Source organism: Aeromicrobium marinum DSM 15272 (genome assembly GCF_000160775.2).
GTDB classification, from domain to species: domain Bacteria; phylum Actinomycetota; class Actinomycetes; order Propionibacteriales; family Nocardioidaceae; genus Aeromicrobium; species Aeromicrobium marinum.
On record NZ_CM001024.1, the window covers coordinates 1119633 to 1135102 of the forward strand.

At 71.9% G+C, this 15470-nt stretch carries 18 protein-coding genes and 1 riboswitch; of the genes, 9 read left to right on the forward strand and 9 right to left on the reverse strand.

Going from position 1 to position 15470, the window contains the following annotated elements; genetic code table 11:
• Positions 1-5: 5 nt before the first annotated feature.
• The 3 genes from HMPREF0063_RS05850 (at position 6) to gcvP (ending at position 4397) form a co-directional block, all read left to right on the forward strand.
• A complete protein-coding gene (locus HMPREF0063_RS05850; protein ID WP_007077726.1) occupies positions 6-467 on the forward strand; it encodes a bifunctional nuclease family protein in 462 nt (153 codons plus the stop codon).
• A gap of 339 nt (positions 468-806) precedes the next feature.
• Positions 807-1391, forward strand: coding sequence for a MerR family transcriptional regulator (locus HMPREF0063_RS05855; RefSeq protein WP_007077728.1), 585 nt, complete (start codon positions 807-809; stop codon positions 1389-1391).
• 14 nt (positions 1392-1405) lie between these two features.
• A riboswitch (glycine riboswitch) is annotated at positions 1406-1500 on the forward strand.
• Between the two features lie 125 nt (positions 1501-1625).
• Positions 1626-4397, forward strand: coding sequence for an aminomethyl-transferring glycine dehydrogenase (gene gcvP / locus HMPREF0063_RS05860; RefSeq protein ID WP_245527753.1), 2772 nt, complete (start codon positions 1626-1628; stop codon positions 4395-4397).
• On the opposite strand, the gene HMPREF0063_RS05865 is transcribed toward gcvP, so the two are convergent.
• Genes HMPREF0063_RS05865 through sigK form a run of 3 tightly spaced genes read right to left on the reverse strand, consistent with a single transcriptional unit; the run spans position 4384 to position 6438 of the window.
• A complete protein-coding gene (locus HMPREF0063_RS05865; protein WP_007077730.1) occupies positions 4384-5106 on the reverse strand; it encodes an alpha/beta fold hydrolase in 723 nt (240 codons plus the stop codon). The two genes, gcvP and HMPREF0063_RS05865, sit on opposite strands and share 14 nt — an antisense overlap.
• A gap of 46 nt (positions 5107-5152) precedes the next feature.
• On the reverse strand, positions 5153-5848 hold the full coding sequence (locus HMPREF0063_RS15690; protein WP_007077731.1) for an anti-sigma factor: 696 nt from the start codon (positions 5846-5848) through the stop codon (positions 5153-5155).
• Entirely contained in the window at positions 5845-6438 is a 594-nt protein-coding gene (gene sigK / locus HMPREF0063_RS05875; RefSeq protein ID WP_245527739.1) for an ECF RNA polymerase sigma factor SigK, read from the reverse strand. Before sigK ends, HMPREF0063_RS15690 begins: the two co-directional genes overlap by 4 nt.
• Before the next feature lie 159 nt (positions 6439-6597).
• Between sigK and HMPREF0063_RS05880 the strand changes: the two genes are divergently transcribed.
• Genes HMPREF0063_RS05880 through HMPREF0063_RS15695 form a run of 4 tightly spaced genes read left to right on the forward strand, consistent with a single transcriptional unit; the run spans position 6598 to position 8468 of the window.
• Positions 6598-7281, forward strand: coding sequence for an alpha/beta hydrolase (locus HMPREF0063_RS05880; RefSeq protein ID WP_007077733.1), 684 nt, complete (start codon positions 6598-6600; stop codon positions 7279-7281).
• Positions 7278-7643, forward strand: coding sequence for a hypothetical protein (locus tag HMPREF0063_RS05885; protein WP_007077734.1), 366 nt, complete (start codon positions 7278-7280; stop codon positions 7641-7643). The genes HMPREF0063_RS05880 and HMPREF0063_RS05885 overlap by 4 nt, the downstream gene beginning before the upstream one ends.
• Positions 7636-8019, forward strand: a complete 384-nt coding sequence (locus HMPREF0063_RS05890; RefSeq protein ID WP_007077735.1) for a hypothetical protein — start codon at positions 7636-7638, stop codon at positions 8017-8019. The genes HMPREF0063_RS05885 and HMPREF0063_RS05890 overlap by 8 nt, the downstream gene beginning before the upstream one ends.
• Positions 8016-8468 carry an SRPBCC family protein gene (locus HMPREF0063_RS15695; RefSeq protein WP_007077736.1) on the forward strand — a complete coding sequence of 151 codons (453 nt, stop codon included), beginning with the start codon at positions 8016-8018 and terminating at the stop codon, positions 8466-8468. The genes HMPREF0063_RS05890 and HMPREF0063_RS15695 overlap by 4 nt, the downstream gene beginning before the upstream one ends.
• Here HMPREF0063_RS15695 and cobA read toward each other — a convergent pair whose 3' ends face one another.
• The 4 genes from cobA to HMPREF0063_RS05915 are packed head-to-tail and all read right to left on the reverse strand — an operon-like array spanning position 8469 to position 12657.
• Positions 8469-9653, reverse strand: a complete 1185-nt coding sequence (gene cobA / locus HMPREF0063_RS05900) for a uroporphyrinogen-III C-methyltransferase (RefSeq protein WP_007077737.1) — start codon at positions 9651-9653, stop codon at positions 8469-8471.
• Positions 9654-9656: 3 nt separating this feature from the next.
• The gene (locus HMPREF0063_RS05905; RefSeq protein ID WP_007077738.1) at positions 9657-10937 is read right to left on the reverse strand and encodes a sulfate adenylyltransferase subunit 1; all 1281 of its coding nucleotides are present in this window, start codon (positions 10935-10937) and stop codon (positions 9657-9659) included.
• Positions 10937-11848 (reverse strand): sulfate adenylyltransferase subunit CysD, encoded by a 912-nt coding sequence (gene cysD / locus HMPREF0063_RS05910; protein WP_040320131.1) that lies wholly within the window; start codon positions 11846-11848, stop codon positions 10937-10939. Before cysD ends, HMPREF0063_RS05905 begins: the two co-directional genes overlap by 1 nt.
• Positions 11849-11865: 17 nt before the next feature.
• The gene (locus HMPREF0063_RS05915) at positions 11866-12657 is read right to left on the reverse strand and encodes a phosphoadenylyl-sulfate reductase (protein ID WP_007077740.1); all 792 of its coding nucleotides are present in this window, start codon (positions 12655-12657) and stop codon (positions 11866-11868) included.
• A 107-nt stretch (positions 12658-12764) separates the two neighbouring features.
• Between HMPREF0063_RS05915 and HMPREF0063_RS05920 the strand changes: the two genes are divergently transcribed.
• Positions 12765-13388, forward strand: coding sequence for an L-threonylcarbamoyladenylate synthase (locus tag HMPREF0063_RS05920; protein ID WP_007077741.1), 624 nt, complete (start codon positions 12765-12767; stop codon positions 13386-13388).
• Positions 13388-13978, forward strand: coding sequence for a rhomboid family intramembrane serine protease (locus HMPREF0063_RS05925; protein WP_007077742.1), 591 nt, complete (start codon positions 13388-13390; stop codon positions 13976-13978). The genes HMPREF0063_RS05920 and HMPREF0063_RS05925 overlap by 1 nt, the downstream gene beginning before the upstream one ends.
• On the opposite strand, the gene HMPREF0063_RS05930 is transcribed toward HMPREF0063_RS05925, so the two are convergent.
• Complete coding sequence (locus HMPREF0063_RS05930; protein WP_007077743.1) at positions 13952-14875, reverse strand: DNA-3-methyladenine glycosylase family protein; 924 nt, start codon at positions 14873-14875, stop codon at positions 13952-13954. The two genes, HMPREF0063_RS05925 and HMPREF0063_RS05930, sit on opposite strands and share 27 nt — an antisense overlap.
• Positions 14876-14879: 4 nt before the next feature.
• A complete protein-coding gene (locus tag HMPREF0063_RS05935) occupies positions 14880-15431 on the reverse strand; it encodes a DnaJ family domain-containing protein (protein ID WP_007077744.1) in 552 nt (183 codons plus the stop codon).
• Between the last annotated feature and the right edge of the window lie 39 nt (positions 15432-15470).

Here is a 15470-nt window from a genome sequence, read left to right on the forward strand (position 1 = left end):
TCGCGGTGCGCGAGGTCGAGGTCGTCGGGGTCCGGGTCGAGATGCCGACCCAGCAGCCGCTGGTGCTGCTGCGGGAGGCCGAGGGCTCGCGGTTCGTGCCGATCTGGATCGGCGCGGTGGAGGCGTCCGCGATCGCGTACGCCCACCAGGGCACCGAGACGGTCCGCCCGTTGACCCACGACCTGATGAACCAGCTGGTCGTCGCGCTGGGCGACGAGCTCGACCGGGTCGAGATCGTCGACGTCACCGACGGGGTGTTCTTCGCCGAGCTGCGGTTCGCCTCCGGTGCCGTCGTCAGTGCGCGGCCGTCGGACTCGATCGCCCTGGCCCTGCGGGCCGGCGCCCGGATCTTCTGCGCCGAGGACGTGCTGGACGACGCCGGCATCGTGTCGACCTCCGAGGAGGAGGCCGAGGTCGAGAAGTTCCGTGAGTTCCTCGACGAGATCGAGCCCGAAGATTTTGGTTGAGGTGCGAGGAGCTCTGCGACGAGCCACGAAACCCGGTGAGGTGCACGCCCGACGCGGGGATGGTGGTTTCGAGGCTCGGGCGCGGGGCGCCCTCGCACCTCAACCACCGAGCGGTGGCGCGGGGACAATGGTTTCGAGGCTCGGGCGCGGGGTCCCCTCACACCTCCACCACCGAGTGGTCCAACCCTCGAGCGGCCCTCAAGGGTTGCGACACGCCGCGCCGGACGCTCGGTCGTTGACCCGGCCAAGTCTCACCCTTACCTTGAGACTACCGAGGGAGCCCCCGGCGTCACCGCGCCGCGGTAGGCTGCACCTCACCCCGTTCGGAAGGCCGGTGTCATGATCGAACCTCGCGACGAGAGCACGGATACCGGCGTCGCCGTGGCGAAGGCCGGAGACCAGGGTCTGTTGTTCACCGACGACCTGGCGCCGATGCCGGTCGACACCGGTTTCCGCGGTCCCACCGCGTGCTCCGCGGCCGGCATCACCTATCGCCAGCTGGACTACTGGGCCCGCACGAAGCTCGTGGAGCCGAGCGTCCGCTCCGCGACCGGGTCGGGCACGCAGCGCCTCTACTCCTTCCGCGACGTCCTGCTGCTCAAGATCATCAAGCGACTCCTCGACGCCGGGGTCTCGCTGCAGCAGATCCGCACGGCCGTCGAGCACCTGCGGGAGCGCGGCACCGACGACCTGACCGAGGTCACCCTGATGAGTGACGGCGCCAGCGTGTACGAGTGCCGGTCGGCCGACGAGGTCATCGACCTGCTCCAGGGTGGTCAGGGAGTGTTCGGCATCGCCATCGGCGGTGTGTGGAAGGAGATCGAGGGGTCTCTCCTGGAGCTGCCGAGCGAGCGTGCCGAGGACCCGTCCACCGGGGCGGCCGACGAGCTGGCTGCACGGCGCCGCGCGCGCGACGTGGGTTAGGCTGACCGTGCTGATGATGACGCGTGGGAGAGACTGACCCACCCAGGGCAGCGCCGAAGGGGCAATTCCTCCCCGGAACCTCTCAGGCACCCAGGACCACGCGGGCGAGGCGATTCTGGAGCGAGCCGTGCGTGACAGAAGGGGAGGGGTGTATCCCCTCGACCCGTCTGGAGCCCTCCCGTGACACCGTTCGTCAACCGCCACATCGGCCCCACCGCCCGCGACGTCGACGCCATGGTCCGCCGCGTCGGTCATGACAGCCTCGACGCCATGATGAGGGCCGCGGTGCCCGCCGGCATCCGCACGGCCGGTGAGGTCGATCTGGACGCGGTGGGGACGTCCGAGCAGGACACGCTGCTGGGCCTGCGCGAGCTGGCGGCGCAGAACGTGCCCGGGGTCGCGATGATCGGTCTGGGCTACCACCCGACGGTCACGCCGCCGGTCATCCGGCGCAACGTGCTGGAAGATCCGTCCTGGTACACCGCCTACACGCCCTACCAGCCGGAGATCTCGCAGGGTCGCCTGGAGGCGCTGCTCAACTACCAGACGATGGTCGGCGACCTCACGGGGCTGCCGACGGCGAACTCCTCGCTGCTCGACGAGGGAACCGCGGCCGCCGAGGCGATGACGCTGATCCGGCGGGCCGTGCGCGGACGTGACGATGCGCCGGTGGTGGTCGACGAGGGTCTGCATCCTCAGACGATCGCCGTCATCGCGACCCGGGCCGAGGCCCTCGGCATCGACCTGGTGATGGCGGACCTGCGCGACGGGCTCCCCGTGCAGGACTGCGGCGGCGCGATCATCGCCTACCCGCGCAGCGACGGGGCGGTCACCGACCCGCGGGACGTGATCGAGGCGACGCACGCCGCCGGTGGTCTCGCGGTGGTCGTGGCCGATCCGCTCGCCCTGGTCCTCCTGGCCTCGCCCGGCTCGCTGGGCGCCGACGTTGCGGTCGGGTCGAGCCAGCGTTTCGGGGTGCCGATGTTCTACGGTGGCCCGCACGCGGGGTACATGGCCGTGCGCGCCGGCCTGGAGCGACACCTGCCGGGTCGTCTCGTCGGCGTGTCGGTCGACGGCGCCGGCCGACCCGCGTACCGCCTGGCCCTGCAGACGAGGGAGCAGCACATCCGCCGCGAGAAGGCGACGTCGAACATCTGCACCGCCCAGGTGCTGCTGGCCGTGACCGCGTCGATGTATGCGGTCTACCACGGTGCGGAAGGGCTGCGGCAGATCGCCGAGCACACCCATGCCCGGGCCGCCCGGCTGGCCGACGGTCTCTCCGCCGGCGGCATCGACCTGGTGTCTGCGGAGTTCTTCGACACGGTCGTGGCCCGCGTGCCCGGCCGCGCCGACCAGGTGGTCGCCGCGGCCCGGCGGGCCGGGGTCCACCTCCGGCTCGTCGACGCCGACCACGTCGGTGTCACCACGGCCGAGACCACGACCGATGCCGACCTCGAGTCGGTCTGGTCGGCCTTCGGGGTGCCCGGCGCGCCGGCCTCCGGTGCGTCGAGGCTGCCCGAGACCCTGCTGCGGACCGATCGCATCCTGACCCACCCGGTGTTCTCCGACCACCGCAGTGAGACCCAGATGCTGCGGTACCTCAAGAAGCTGAGCGACCGTGACTACGCGCTCGACCGCGGCATGATCCCGTTGGGGTCCTGCACGATGAAGCTCAACGCCACCGCGGAGATGGAGCCGATCAGCTACCCCGGATTCGCCGACCTGCACCCGTTCGTCCCGGCCGAGGACGCCCGGGGCTACATCACCCTCATCGACCGCCTGGAGTCCTGGCTCGCGTCGGTCACCGGCTACGCCGGGGTCTCGATCCAGCCGAATGCGGGCTCGCAGGGTGAGCTCGCCGGCCTGTTGGCGATCCGCGCCTACCACCGCAGCCGCGGTGACGTGGGTCGTACGGTCTGCCTCATCCCGAGCTCGGCCCACGGCACCAACGCGGCGTCAGCGGTCATGGCCGGCATGAGCGTCGTGGTCGTCCGGTCGACCGACGACGGCGAGGTCGACCTGGACGACCTCCGGGCCCAGTGCGAGAAGCACGCCGACGACCTGGCCGCCATCATGGTGACCTACCCGTCGACCCACGGGGTGTACGAGCACGGCATCACCGAGCTGTGCGAGGTGGTGCACGCACACGGTGGGCAGGTGTACGTCGACGGCGCGAACCTGAACGCCCTGGTCGGGCACGCCCGCCCGGGCGAGTTCGGCGGTGACGTGTCCCACCTGAACCTGCACAAGACGTTCTGCATCCCGCACGGCGGCGGTGGGCCCGGGGTGGGCCCGGTGGCCGTGGCTGCGCACCTGCTGCCCTTCCTGCCGTCACACCCGCTGCACCCGGACCCGGAGCGGCGTGAGGGCATCGGCGCCATCAGCGCGGCCCCGTTCGGCTCGGCCGGGATCCTGCCGATCCCGTACGCCTACATCGAGATGATGGGTGCGGACGGACTCACCGAGGCGACCTCGGTCGCCGTCCTGTCGGCCAACTACGTGGCCGCGCGGCTCCGGGACGCCTACCCGGTGCTGTACACCGGAGCCGGCGGGCTGGTCGCCCACGAGTGCATCCTCGACCTGCGCGGTCTGACCAAGTCCGCCGGACTGACGATCGACGACGTGGCCAAACGACTCATCGACTACGGGTTCCACGCTCCGACGATGAGCTTCCCCGTGCCGGGGACGTTGATGATCGAGCCCACCGAGTCCGAGGACCTGGCCGAGCTCGACCGGTTCTGCGACGCGATGCTGGCCATCCGGGCGGAGATCGACCAGCTGGTCGCCGGGGACCTCGACCCCGACGACAACGTGCTGGTCAACGCGCCCCACACGGCGCGTGAGCTGCTGGAGTGGTCGCACCCGTACTCGGTCGCCGACGGGGTGTTCCCCGCCGGTTCGACCGACGACAAGTACTGGCCGCCGGTGGGCCGGATCGACCAGGCCTACGGTGACCGCAACCTGACGTGCAGCTGCCCTCCGATCGAGGCGTTCAGCGAGAGCTGAGGGCGGGCTCCCACCAGCGGGTGACCCGCTCGACGACCGGGTCCGGCGTCCGGACCCACCCGACGTGCTCGGTGGTGCCGCCGTCCGGTGCCTCGCTGCGCAGGTAGGTCGAGCGGGTCGTGGAGGCCGGTTCGAGGAACTGGTCGACGAACGCGTCGGTCGAGGCGGACACGGCGTAGGCGTCACCCTGCAGCTTCACCACCAGCGACGGCGTCGTGACCCGGCGGGGAACGGCGAAGGGCGGCCGGCCCGTGACCGCCCAGCGCGCCCACTGCCGCATGAGGGTGGTGGCGCCGGGCCCCCCGAAGGCCGGCCGGGGGACGAATCCGAAGGCGCTCGTGAGGGGGCGCACCGCCAGGGCCATGGCGAGCACCGGGAGCCCGCCGAACGGATACCGGCGAAAGTGCGGGACGGAGGCCCCGACCAGGACGAGGCCGTCGCTGGGGAGTCGCTGCAGGTCGTGCGCCACCGCCAGCTGCGCGCCGAGACTGTGGCCGAGCAGGATGATCGGGCGGTCCGGATCGGCGGCCCGGTGGTCGGCCACGGCCTCCGCCACCACGGCGATCTCGTCGTCGTAGGACCAGTCCTGCTGCCGTGACGCCCGTGGGGTGCAGTGCTCGAACCCACGCCGCGGCAGGGCGACCGCCTCCCAGCCGTGCCGTTCGAAGCTCTCCACCACTGGGCGGTAGAACCCCGACGGCACCGCCATGGCAGGGCAGATCAGGACGAGCGGACTGGGCACGGTCGTGCGGGGGTCAGACGTCCATCGACGCGATCGGCGCCGTGGTCGGCCGGTCGGAACCTCCGCGCGGCTCCACGGTGATCGCGACCCGGTCGGCGTCGCCGATGTCCTCCACCAGCAGCACCGAGGAGTCGTCGAAGACGCCCTGGGACACCGCGGTGTTGCCCTTCAGCGCCCACAGCTGGTACGAGCCGTCCTCGATGGTCGGCAGGTCCTTGACGACCAGCAGCGCAGCGTCGGCCCGAGTGGAGTGGATCATGCGCACCGAGGTGCCGTCGTCGAGCCGGGCCACGGTCTCGGCGCTGTCCTGGGCCGTCATGATCTGCTCGTACCGGGACTGCTCGGCACGGATCTCGACGACCTCCTCGTGCTCCATCACGTACGCCGTACCGGTGCCCGCGGCCACCAGCAGCGCCGCAGCCACGGCGAGCCGGGGCAGGAACGCCGGCACGCGACGCGACCGGAGTCCGACCACGGTGGGCCGCTCCTGCGGCGTGGCCGCGATCTGGGTCAGGAGACGCTCCCGCAGCGCGTCGGGTGCCGAGACGGGGGAGGAGTCGGCGAGACGGACGGCCGTCTCGAGGAACCCTCCCAGCTCGTCCAGGCACGACGGGCAACCGTCGAGGTGGCTCTCGAAACGCGCTCGCTCGTCGGCGTCGAGGGCATCGAGCGCGTACGGAGCGAGGAGCGCGTGGATGTCGGCACTCATGCGCTCACTCCCATGCAATCGCGCAGGCGGACGAGTCCGTCCCGCATTCTGGTCTTGACGGTCGCCGGGTTCGCTTCCAGGAGCGTGGCGACCTCGGCGTAGGTGTAGCCCTGGAAGTACGCGAGGTTGACGGCCTCGCGCTGGAGGTCAGTGAGACTCTGCATGCACCGGCGCACCTGTTCGTGCTCGAACTTGACCATGACCTGGTCGGTGACCTGGTCGTGGTCGGGTCCGGCGCTCCAGTCGTAGGCGTTCTCGCGGTCGGTGGCGGCCTGGTCGTGCCGGACGGCGTCGACGGCTCGCCGGTGGGCCAGGGTCAGCACCCACGACTTGGCCTTGCCTCGCGCCGGGTCGAAACGACCGGCGGTCTGCCACACCTGCATGAACACCTCCTGACTCACCTCCTCGGCTCGGGCGGGATTGCGGACGACACGTCGGGCGAGTCCGAAGACCGATGACGACAGGGCGTCGTACAAGGCGGCGAACGCGTTCTCGTCGCCACGGGCCACCTGGACCAGCAGGTCGTCGAGGTCGACGACCGGTGCGGCCTGTGGCACCGAGCTCAGTGCACGGGGTGCCGTTTCGCTCACGTCGCCCACCTTTCCGAAGAGTCTTCTACGAGTCATTCGCGGCTGCCTTCGTCAAGGATGGGTGGCTGGTGCGAGGAAGATCCTGCGACCGTGCTCACATCCTACGTTTCCGGGGCGTTTCGACGTGCACCGTGATGGCCCGCATGTGAGCATGGCGCCGTGACACCCCTGCGGATCGACCCCTACGCCTCTCCCGACCGTCCTCGTGCGGCCGTGCTGTTCCTGCACGGGGGGCAGCAGGAGAACCGCGAGGCGGTCGAGGACAAGCACGCCAGCTGGTGGCGGATCGCCGCCATGACCAAGCGGCTGCGCGGGTGGGCGGAGCAGGAGCACCTCGCCACCCACCTGCTGCAGTACCGGGAACGCGGCTGGAACGACCTCACCTCGCCGTCGCCGGTCCGTGACGCGCGGGAGACCCTCGACCTCCTCGCCGAGCAGCACGTGGACGTGCCGGTCGTCATCGTGGGCCACTCGATGGGGGGTCGCACCGCCTGCCGGGTGGCCGACCACCCGGCCGTCGTCGGGGTCGTCGGCCTCGCGCCGTGGCTGCCCGAGGACGAGCCGGTGGGCGCCCTGCAGGACCGGCACCTCCGGGTCATCCACGGCAGCCGCGACCGGTGGACCTCGGCGCCCCTGTCCCGCGAGTTCGTCGAGCGGGCCAGGCCCCTGGCGGCGAGCGCCTCGTGGGAGTCCCTGCCGGGCGCCGGTCACTTCATGTTCCGCCGTGTGTCGACCTGGAACGACTTCGTGAAAGACTCCGTGGCGGACATCCTGTCGGCGACGCCCCCCCGAGGGGAGGCGTCGCACCCCGGAGCCGGGGAGAGCCTCGAAGGACCTGCGTGAACGATCCGATCGCCTACGGCGTGGCTGCGCTGGCGCTGGCCGTGGCCCTGTTCGCCGCGTGGCACACCCTGCGGGACGAACCGTTCAGCAACCCGCTCTTCTACGCCGCCGGCGTCCTCCAGATCGTCCTGATCGCGCTGCTGGTCGGGGGATCGATCGCCCTCGGCCGTACGGAGCGCGACGTCGAGGGTGGTCTGTTCATCTCCTACCTGGTCACCGTCGTCGTGATCCCTCCCGCCGCGGTGGTCTGGGGCATCGCGGAGAAGTCCCGGTGGGGGACCGGCGTGGTGGTGGTCGCGATGCTGACCGTCTCGGTCCTCACGATCCGGCTGCTCGGCATCTGGCAGGGCCGCTATGTCTGAGCCCACGTCCGCGGGATTCGGTCGCGCCCTCGTCGCGGTGTACGGAGTGTTCGCCGTGGCCGCGGCCTCCCGGTCGATCTACCAGCTCTCGACGAGGGCCGGCGAGGCTCCGGTCGCGTACTCGCTGTCGGCGGTCGCCGGGGTCGTGTACGTCGCGGCCACCTGGGCCCTGGCCACCGACCGACGCCGGGCGGCCCTGGCCACCGTCGGCTTCGAGCTGGCGGGAGTGCTCGGCGTGGGGCTGCTCACGGTGGTCGACGACGACCTGTTCCCCGACGCCACGGTCTGGTCGGACTTCGGCGCCGGCTACCTGTTCATCCCCCTGGTGCTGCCGGTGGTCGGTCTGGCCTGGTTGCGCCGCACGCGGGACCCGTGACCCCGGCGGACTTCTCCTTCGTCACCCGGTGGACCTTCGACCACGACCGGGACCACGTCTGGGGCGTGCTGAACGAGCTGGTCGAGTCCGACGACCCGGCCGCCTGGTGGCGCTCGGTGTCCAGCAGCCGGCCCGACGAGGACTCGCTGCAGCTCGTCGTCCGCAGCGTCCTGGGCTACCGCCTGCGGATCCGGGTCCATGACCTCCGGATCACCCCGCCCGCGACGATGCGGTTCCGCGCCGACGGCGACCTCGTCGGTCGGGGTGTCCTCACGGCGGTCGCCACCGCGCCCAGCACGAGCCGCGTCGTCGTGGAGTGGGACGTCACCGTGACGCGCCCGTGGATGCGCCGCACCTCACGGATCCTGCGTCCGGGGTTCGTCGCGGCGCACCACGTGGTGATGTGGCAGGCCCGACGACAGCTCGGCCGCGTGGTGGACGCCGGCTGATCAGCGCCAGTGCGGGGAGAGGGCCACCACGTCGCCGATCACGGTGATCGCGGGCGCCCCGACGCCCACCGCGGCCGCCTCGGCGGCGATGCGGTCGAGCGTGGCCGTGGTGACCCGCTGATGGGGGGTGCAGCCACGCTCGATGACGGCCGCCGGGGTGGTCGGCTCGTGACCGGCGGCGATCAGCTGGGCCGCCGTGTCGGCGAGTCGTCTGACGCCCATCAGCAGCACGATGGTGTGGGAGGCGCGGGAGGGCAGCTCGCCCAGCGCCTCGTGACCCGTCACCACGCTGAAACCCTGCGCGACGCCCCGGTGGGTGACCGGGATGCCCGCGGCCGCTGCGACACCGATCGCCGACGTGACGCCGGGGACGACCTCGACGCGCACCCCGGCCGCCTCGCACGCCTGCAGCTCCTCACCGCCGCGACCGAAGACGTAGGGGTCGCCACCCTTCAGCCGCACCACGACCAGCCCCCGGCGGGCCCGGTCGACCAGGATCCGGTTGATCTCGTCCTGCGGCACGGGATGGTGGTCCGGCATCTTGCCGACGTCGACGACCTCGACGTCGGGGGCGAGCTCCTCGAGCACCGACACCGGTCCCAGCCGGTCGGTCACGACCACGTCGGCCTGGGCCAGCAGCCGCCGGCCCCGGGTGGTCAGCAGGTCGGCGTCGCCGGGCCCTCCGCCGACCAGGGCGACGAAGCCCTCGGGGTGATGGGTCCGGTGGCGCAGGGGCAGGTCCCCGCTCTGTAGCGCTGCGGCGACCGCGTCGCGCAGGGCCGCGGCACGCCCGGCGTCGCCGCCACCGCTCACCGCGACCGTCACGTCGTCGACCCGCGCGACCGCCGGGGCCCAGGCCGTCGACGCGTCGGGGTCACCGCCCTTCAGGCACCAGATCTGTCGACGCTCGGCCTCGGCCGCCACGCGGGCGTCCACCCCGGGATCACCGGTGGCGGTCTGCACGAGCCAGGCACCGTCGAGGTCGCCGTCGTCGTAGCTCCGTGCCAGCCACTCGATGTCGTTGCGGCCGATGGAGGCGGCCAGCGTGTCGGACACCTCCGGTGACACGACCACGACGTCCGCGCCCGCGCGCAGCAGCGCGGTGGCGCGCCGGGTCGCGACCAGACCGCCACCCACCACCACGACGCGGCGGCCCGACACGTGCAGGGTGAGCGGGAAGCTCACGTCTCAGCCCGTCGCGACCGACGACAGGAGGGCGTCGCCCACCATGCCGGCGGCGAGCGTGCCGCCGTCCTGGCCGTCGACCAGCAGGAAGGCCCCGGTGCTGCGCGAGTGGAGGTACTCCTCGGCCGGGATCGTGGAGGCGAGCCGCAGGGTCACGTGGCCGATGTCGTTGAGGCCCAGGGAGTCCGACGGCACGAGGTCGGCGGTGTCGAGGTCGAGCCGTCCGCCGACGCTCCTCACCAGGGCCTGCACGGTCCGGGTGCCGTGCTTGAGCAGCACCTTCGTCCCGGCGGTCAGCGGGTGCTCGGCCAGCCACGCGACGGTGCCGTCGATGTCCTGGGTCAGCCGGGGGACGCTGCGGGACGTGACGACCAGGTCGCCCCGTGCGACATCGACGTCGTCGGTCAGCCGCAGCGTGACCGACTGCGGCGCGAACGCCTCGGCCAGCTCGCCGTCCGCGGTGTCGATGCCGGCGACGGTGGTCGTGCGCCCGCTGGGCAGCACGGTGACGGGATCGCCGACGCGGACCAGACCGGACGCGATCTGCCCGGCGTAGCCCCGGTAGTCACGGAACCGCTCGTCCGCGGCGCTCTGCGGGCGGATGACGACCTGCACCGGGAAGCGCAGCGGTTCGGACTGCGGGTCGCCGACGGGGGAGAGCTGCTCGAGGTGCTCCAACAGGCACGGACCGTCGTACCACGGGGTGTGCGCCGACCGATCGACCACGTTGTCGCCCACCAGGGCGGACACCGGGATGGTGGTCACGTCGGTGAGCCCGAGCTCGCCCGCTGCAGCGAGGACCTGCTCCGCGACGGCCGCGTAGGTGGCCTGGTCGTAGTCGACCAGGTCGATCTTGTTGACCACCACCACGACGTGGGGGACCCGCAGCAGGGACGCCACCGCGAGGTGGCGCCGCGTCTGCTCCTGGATCCCGTGCCGCACGTCGACGAGCAGCACCACGACGTCGGCGGTGCTGGCGCCCGTCACGGTGTTGCGCGTGTACTGCACGTGGCCCGGGCAGTCGGCCAGGATGAACGACCGCTCGGCGGTGGCGAAGTACCGGTAGGCGACGTCGATGGTGATGCCCTGCTCACGCTCGGACCGCAGACCGTCGGTCAGCAGGGCGAGGTCCGCCGTGGCCAGCCCGCGGTCACGGCTGACCCGTTCGACGGCGTCGAACTGGTCGGCGAGGACCGACTTGGAGTCGAAGAGCAGCCGGCCGACCAGCGTGGACTTGCCGTCGTCGACCGATCCGGCCGTGGCCAGACGCAGCAGTGTCCGCATCAGAAGTAGCCTTCCTTCTTGCGATCCTCCATGGCGGCCTCGGAAGCCCGGTCGTCGGCGCGGGTGGCGCCCCGCTCGGTCAGGCGCGTCGCGGCGACCTCGACGATGACGTCCTCGACGGTGTCGGCGTCGCTCGCCACCGCGCCGGTGCACGACATGTCGCCCACGGTGCGGTAGCGGACCCGCCGGGTCGTGACGACCTCGCCGTCGCGGGGACGGGAGACGTCGCTGACGGCCACGAGCATGCCGTCGCGCTCGAAGACCTCGCGGTCGTGCGCGTAGTACAACGGCGGAAGGTCGATCTTCTCCTGGCCGATGTACTGCCAGACGTCGAGCTCGGTCCAGTTGCTGAGGGGGAACACGCGCACGTGCTCTCCGGCGCGGTGCCGGCCGTTGTAGAGGTTCCAGAGCTCGGGACGCTGGTTGCGCGGGTCCCACTGACCGAACTCGTCCCGCAGGCTGAACACCCGCTCCTTGGCCCGGGCCTTCTCCTCGTCCCGCCGTCCGCCGCCGAAGACGGCGTCGAACCTGCCCGCGGTGATGCCGTCGAGCAGCGGCTGGGTCTGCAGCTGGTTGCGCGTGCCGTCGCTGCGCTCGCGCAGGCGGCCGTCTTCGATGTAGTCCTGGACGCTCGCGACCTCGAGGCGGAGCCCGAGCCGATCGACGGTGCGGTCGCGGAACTGCAGCACCTCCGGGAAGTTGTGCCCGGTGTCGACGTGCATCACGGCGAACGGCACGGGTGCCGGCCAGAAGGCCTTCACCGCGAGGTGCAGCATGACGACGGAGTCCTTGCCGCCGGAGAACAGCAGGACGGGCCGCTCGAACTCGGCGACGACTTCACGGATGATGTGGATCGACTCGGACTCCAGCCACTGCAGCTGGGTGAGTCGGCGGTTCGGGTTATCGGTCATGGGTCCTGGTTCGTCGATCAGGTGTGCAGGCCGCACTCGGTCTTGTCCATCCCGGCCCAGCGGCCGGCTCGCGGGTCCTCCCCGGGGGCGACCCGGCGGGTGCAGGGGGCGCAGCCGATCGACGGGTAGCCGTCGTTGACCAGCGGGTTCACGATGATCTGGTGGTCGCGGGCGTAGTCCAGCACGTCGTCGAAGGTCCACGCTGCCAGCGGGTTGATCTTGACCAGCTGGTTCTTCGCGTCCCAGCCGACCAGGGGGGTGTCCGCCCGGGTGGGGCCCTCGTCGCGTCGTACGCCGGTGATCCAGGCCTCGTAGGTGCCGAGGGTCGCCGCGAGCGGCTCGACCTTGCGCATCTGGCAGCACAGGGCGGGGTCGCGGTCGTGCAGCGCGGGCCCGAACTCGGCGTCCTGCTCGGCCACGGTGCGGGTGGCGCGGACGTCGACGATCGACAGCCGCATGCTGGACTCCACGGCGTCGCGGGTGCCCAACGTCTCGGCGAAGTGGTACCCGGTGTCGAGGAACAGGGTGTCGACCCAGGGCAGGTGGTCGGCCACGACGGCCGGCAGGACGGCGTCGGCCATCGAGCAGGCCACCGCGGTGCGGTAGCCGAACTCCTCGGCCACCCACGCGAGCACCTCGTCGGTGCTGGCCGAGGCCAGCCGCTGCTCCGCGTCGTCGGCCACGGCCCGCAGCTCGGCGGCCGACCGGATGGGTCGCAGGCCGGCCTCGCGGTCCTCGTGGTGCTGGTCGCGGGCGCGGTCGTGCTCCCGTTGCCGCTCGCGGCGCTCGGCGAGTCCCATCGTGTCCATGTCGACCTCCTCGCAGCTCCGGGATTCATTCGTGGCAACGCCCAAGCGTAGGGCGCGTGTTCCCGCATCCCCGTGGCTGTCCGCATGCTGGCGCGTAGGCTCGTCCCATGGCCAGGTTCATCGACATCCATCCCGAGAACCCGCAGGCGCGCAACGTCGAGCAGGCGGTCGAGATCATCCGCTCCGGCGGGCTGATCGCCTACCCGACCGATTCGGGCTACGCGCTCGGCGCCCAGATCGGTAGTGCCGACGCGTTGACCCGCATCCGCTCGATCCGGGACCTCGACGACAAGCACCACTTCACGCTCGTCTGCCACGACTTCGCCCAGCTGGGGCACGTGGTGCAGGTCGACAACGCCGTCTTCCGGGCCGTGAAGGCCGCCACACCGGGGCCCTACACGTTCATCCTGCCCGCGACCCGCGAGGTGCCCAAGCGGCTGCTGCAGGCCAAGAAGCGCACCGTGGGGGTACGGATCCCCGACCACGTCGTGACGCAGGCCCTGGTCACGGCACTGGGGGAGCCGCTGCTGTCGTCGACGTTGATCCTGCCCGGCGAGACCGACCCGATGACGACCGCGTGGGAGATCGCCGAGGCGCTGGACGGCCGGATCGAGGCGGTCGTCGACGCCGGCGACGAGGTGGTCGGTCGTCCGACCACGGTGGTCGACCTGTCCGACGGTCATGCGCAGGTGCTGCGCGAGGGCGCCGGCGACGTCGGTCCGTTCCAGTAGTGGCCGCGCCGGACGGCCGACGTACCGTCGCGCTGGACGCCCTGGCGGTGATCGCGGCGTTCGTCGCGGTCCTCTACGTGATCGAGCTGGTCGACACGCTGCTCGGCGGCTCGCTGGACGACTTCGGGGTGAGGCCACGCAGCGACGAGGGGCTGCTCGGGATCGTGTTCGCACCGGTCCTGCACGTCGGCTGGGGGCACCTGGTGGCCAACACGCTGCCGTTGGTCGTGCTCGGATTCCTCCTGCTGCTGTCGGGCCTGCGCACGTGGGTCGCCGTGACGGCGGTCGTGTGGCTCGTGGGCGGACTGGGCACGTGGGTGGTCGGCGGCTCGAACACGATCCACCTGGGTGCCTCCGTCCTCGTGTTCGGCTGGCTCGTTCACCTGGTCGTCCGGGGGGTCTTCACCCGGAGCGTGGGCCAGATCCTCATCGGTGTCGGCGTCCTGCTCGTCTACGGCGGGGTGCTGTGGGGAGCGTTGCCCGGGACGCCGGGCGTCTCCTGGGAGGGTCACCTGTTCGGGGGAGTCGGCGGGGCGCTGGCCGCCTGGCTGCTCGCCCCTCGGTCAGATCCTGCGGTGGTCGACCCGTGACATGCGGGGCCCTCGACGGGGCGCGGTGGCCAGCGGGCTGAGCTCGAGCAGACGGACGACCCGCCAGCGGTGGGGCCGCCACGGCTCGAGGAACTCCTCGACCCGGTCCTCGGGCAGGGGCGAGCCGGTGAGGGGGACCCCCACGACCTTCGGCAGGTGGTAGTCGCCGATCGACACGGCATCGGCATCTCCGAGAGCCCGGGCTCCGACCTCGGCGGCGGTCCACACGCCGACGCCGGGCAGGCTGCGCAGGCCGCGGTACAGCACCGAGGGGTCCGGGTCGCGACCGAGCCGTTCGAGGGAGTTCGCGACCTGGAGGCAGCCCATCGCGGTGCGCGCCCGGCGCGGGTCGATCCCGGCCAGGTGCCAGTCCCACGACGCGATCGCCTGCCACCCCTCGGTGGTCGGGACCACCCGCATCCCGGCCGGAGCGGGCCCGGGCGCGGGCGTGCCGTACTGGAGGAGGAGGCGTCGCCACCCGGCGAAGGCATCGAGACCGACGACCTTCTGCTCGATGATCGCCGGGACGAGCGCCTCGACGACCCGGCCCGTGCGGGGCGGGCGCAGCCCGGGGAAGCGCCGGAACGCGTCGACCAGCAACGGGTGGCGCGGGACGAAGCCGTCCGGGTCGTCGCGGGCTCCCAGCAGGTCGGGGATGCCGGTGACGAGCTCCGCGGCACCCGGCCCCCACGCCGAGCAACTGATCCGGTCCGGCCCGACCTGTCGGAGCGCGTAGGTCACCGGACCGGACTCCATCCGCGAGGTCCGCCACGTCGTGCCGTCGGGCAGGACCCGCATCGTCGGATCGGCCGAACCGCGACGCAGGAGGGCCAGGCTCCGGCGCAGGTCGGCACGGAATCCCAGGTCGACGACTGCCTCGACCGCCTCGTCGGGCACCCCGCTACCCGCGTCGCCGGCGACGCAGGAACCTGCGTCCCACCGGGCGGTCGGTCGTGGTGGGCGCCGTGGCGACGGCCGCGCGCCGGCGCTCCCGCCAGGCGGACACCTCGGCCTCGACGTCGCGCAGGGGAGTGATGACCGGTGGGCCGCCCGTCAGCTGGCGGCGTGCCTCGACGATGCGCGCGTTGAACTCCTCGACGAGGCTCCGGACCGACTCCTCGCGGGTCTGACGGTCGAGCAGGTCGTCGAGGACTGCGTCGTCCTTGCGCAGCTGCAACGCCGGAGGCAGCACTCCGGTGATGCGTTCGCGTTCGATCAGCTGCTTGACCCACCAGTCGGGGTCGTGCGTCGTGGTCAGGTTCGGCAGCGGCTTGCCCGCGAGGGGCAGGTCGTCGAACTCGCCGCGCTCGATCGCCGCACGGATCTGCAGATCCACCCACAACGCGGTGTCCTCGACCCGTCGCCCGCGTGCAGGATCCTGCTCCGCCTCCTCGTCAGCCAGGCTGTCGGGGTCGGAGCGGTAGTGGGCGGCGCGGCGCCGGTGGTCGTCCATGATGTCCTCCCGACCAGGTTACCGGGGGAGTCACGCGGG

Bases quoted from the DNA above. Each gene is read 5' to 3' on its own strand.
- HMPREF0063_RS05855 (WP_007077728.1), top strand. From the start codon at position 807: ATGATCGAACCTCGCGACGAGAGCACGGATACCGGCGTCGCCGTGGCG.
- gcvP (WP_245527753.1), top strand. From the start codon at position 1,626: ATGGTCCGCCGCGTCGGTCATGACAGCCTCGACGCCATGATGAGGGCC.
- HMPREF0063_RS05865 (WP_007077730.1), bottom strand. From the start codon at position 5,106: ATGGCGGTGCCGTCGGGGTTCTACCGCCCAGTGGTGGAGAGCTTCGAA.
- HMPREF0063_RS15690 (WP_007077731.1), bottom strand. From the start codon at position 5,848: ATGAGTGCCGACATCCACGCGCTCCTCGCTCCGTACGCGCTCGATGCC.
- HMPREF0063_RS05890 (WP_007077735.1), top strand. From the start codon at position 7,636: ATGTCTGAGCCCACGTCCGCGGGATTCGGTCGCGCCCTCGTCGCGGTG.
- HMPREF0063_RS05905 (WP_007077738.1), bottom strand. From the start codon at position 10,937: ATGCGGACACTGCTGCGTCTGGCCACGGCCGGATCGGTCGACGACGGC.
- cysD (WP_040320131.1), bottom strand. From the start codon at position 11,848: ATGACCGATAACCCGAACCGCCGACTCACCCAGCTGCAGTGGCTGGAG.
- HMPREF0063_RS05915 (WP_007077740.1), bottom strand. From the start codon at position 12,657: ATGGACACGATGGGACTCGCCGAGCGCCGCGAGCGGCAACGGGAGCAC.
- HMPREF0063_RS05920 (WP_007077741.1), top strand. From the start codon at position 12,765: ATGGCCAGGTTCATCGACATCCATCCCGAGAACCCGCAGGCGCGCAAC.
- HMPREF0063_RS05935 (WP_007077744.1), bottom strand. From the start codon at position 15,431: ATGGACGACCACCGGCGCCGCGCCGCCCACTACCGCTCCGACCCCGAC.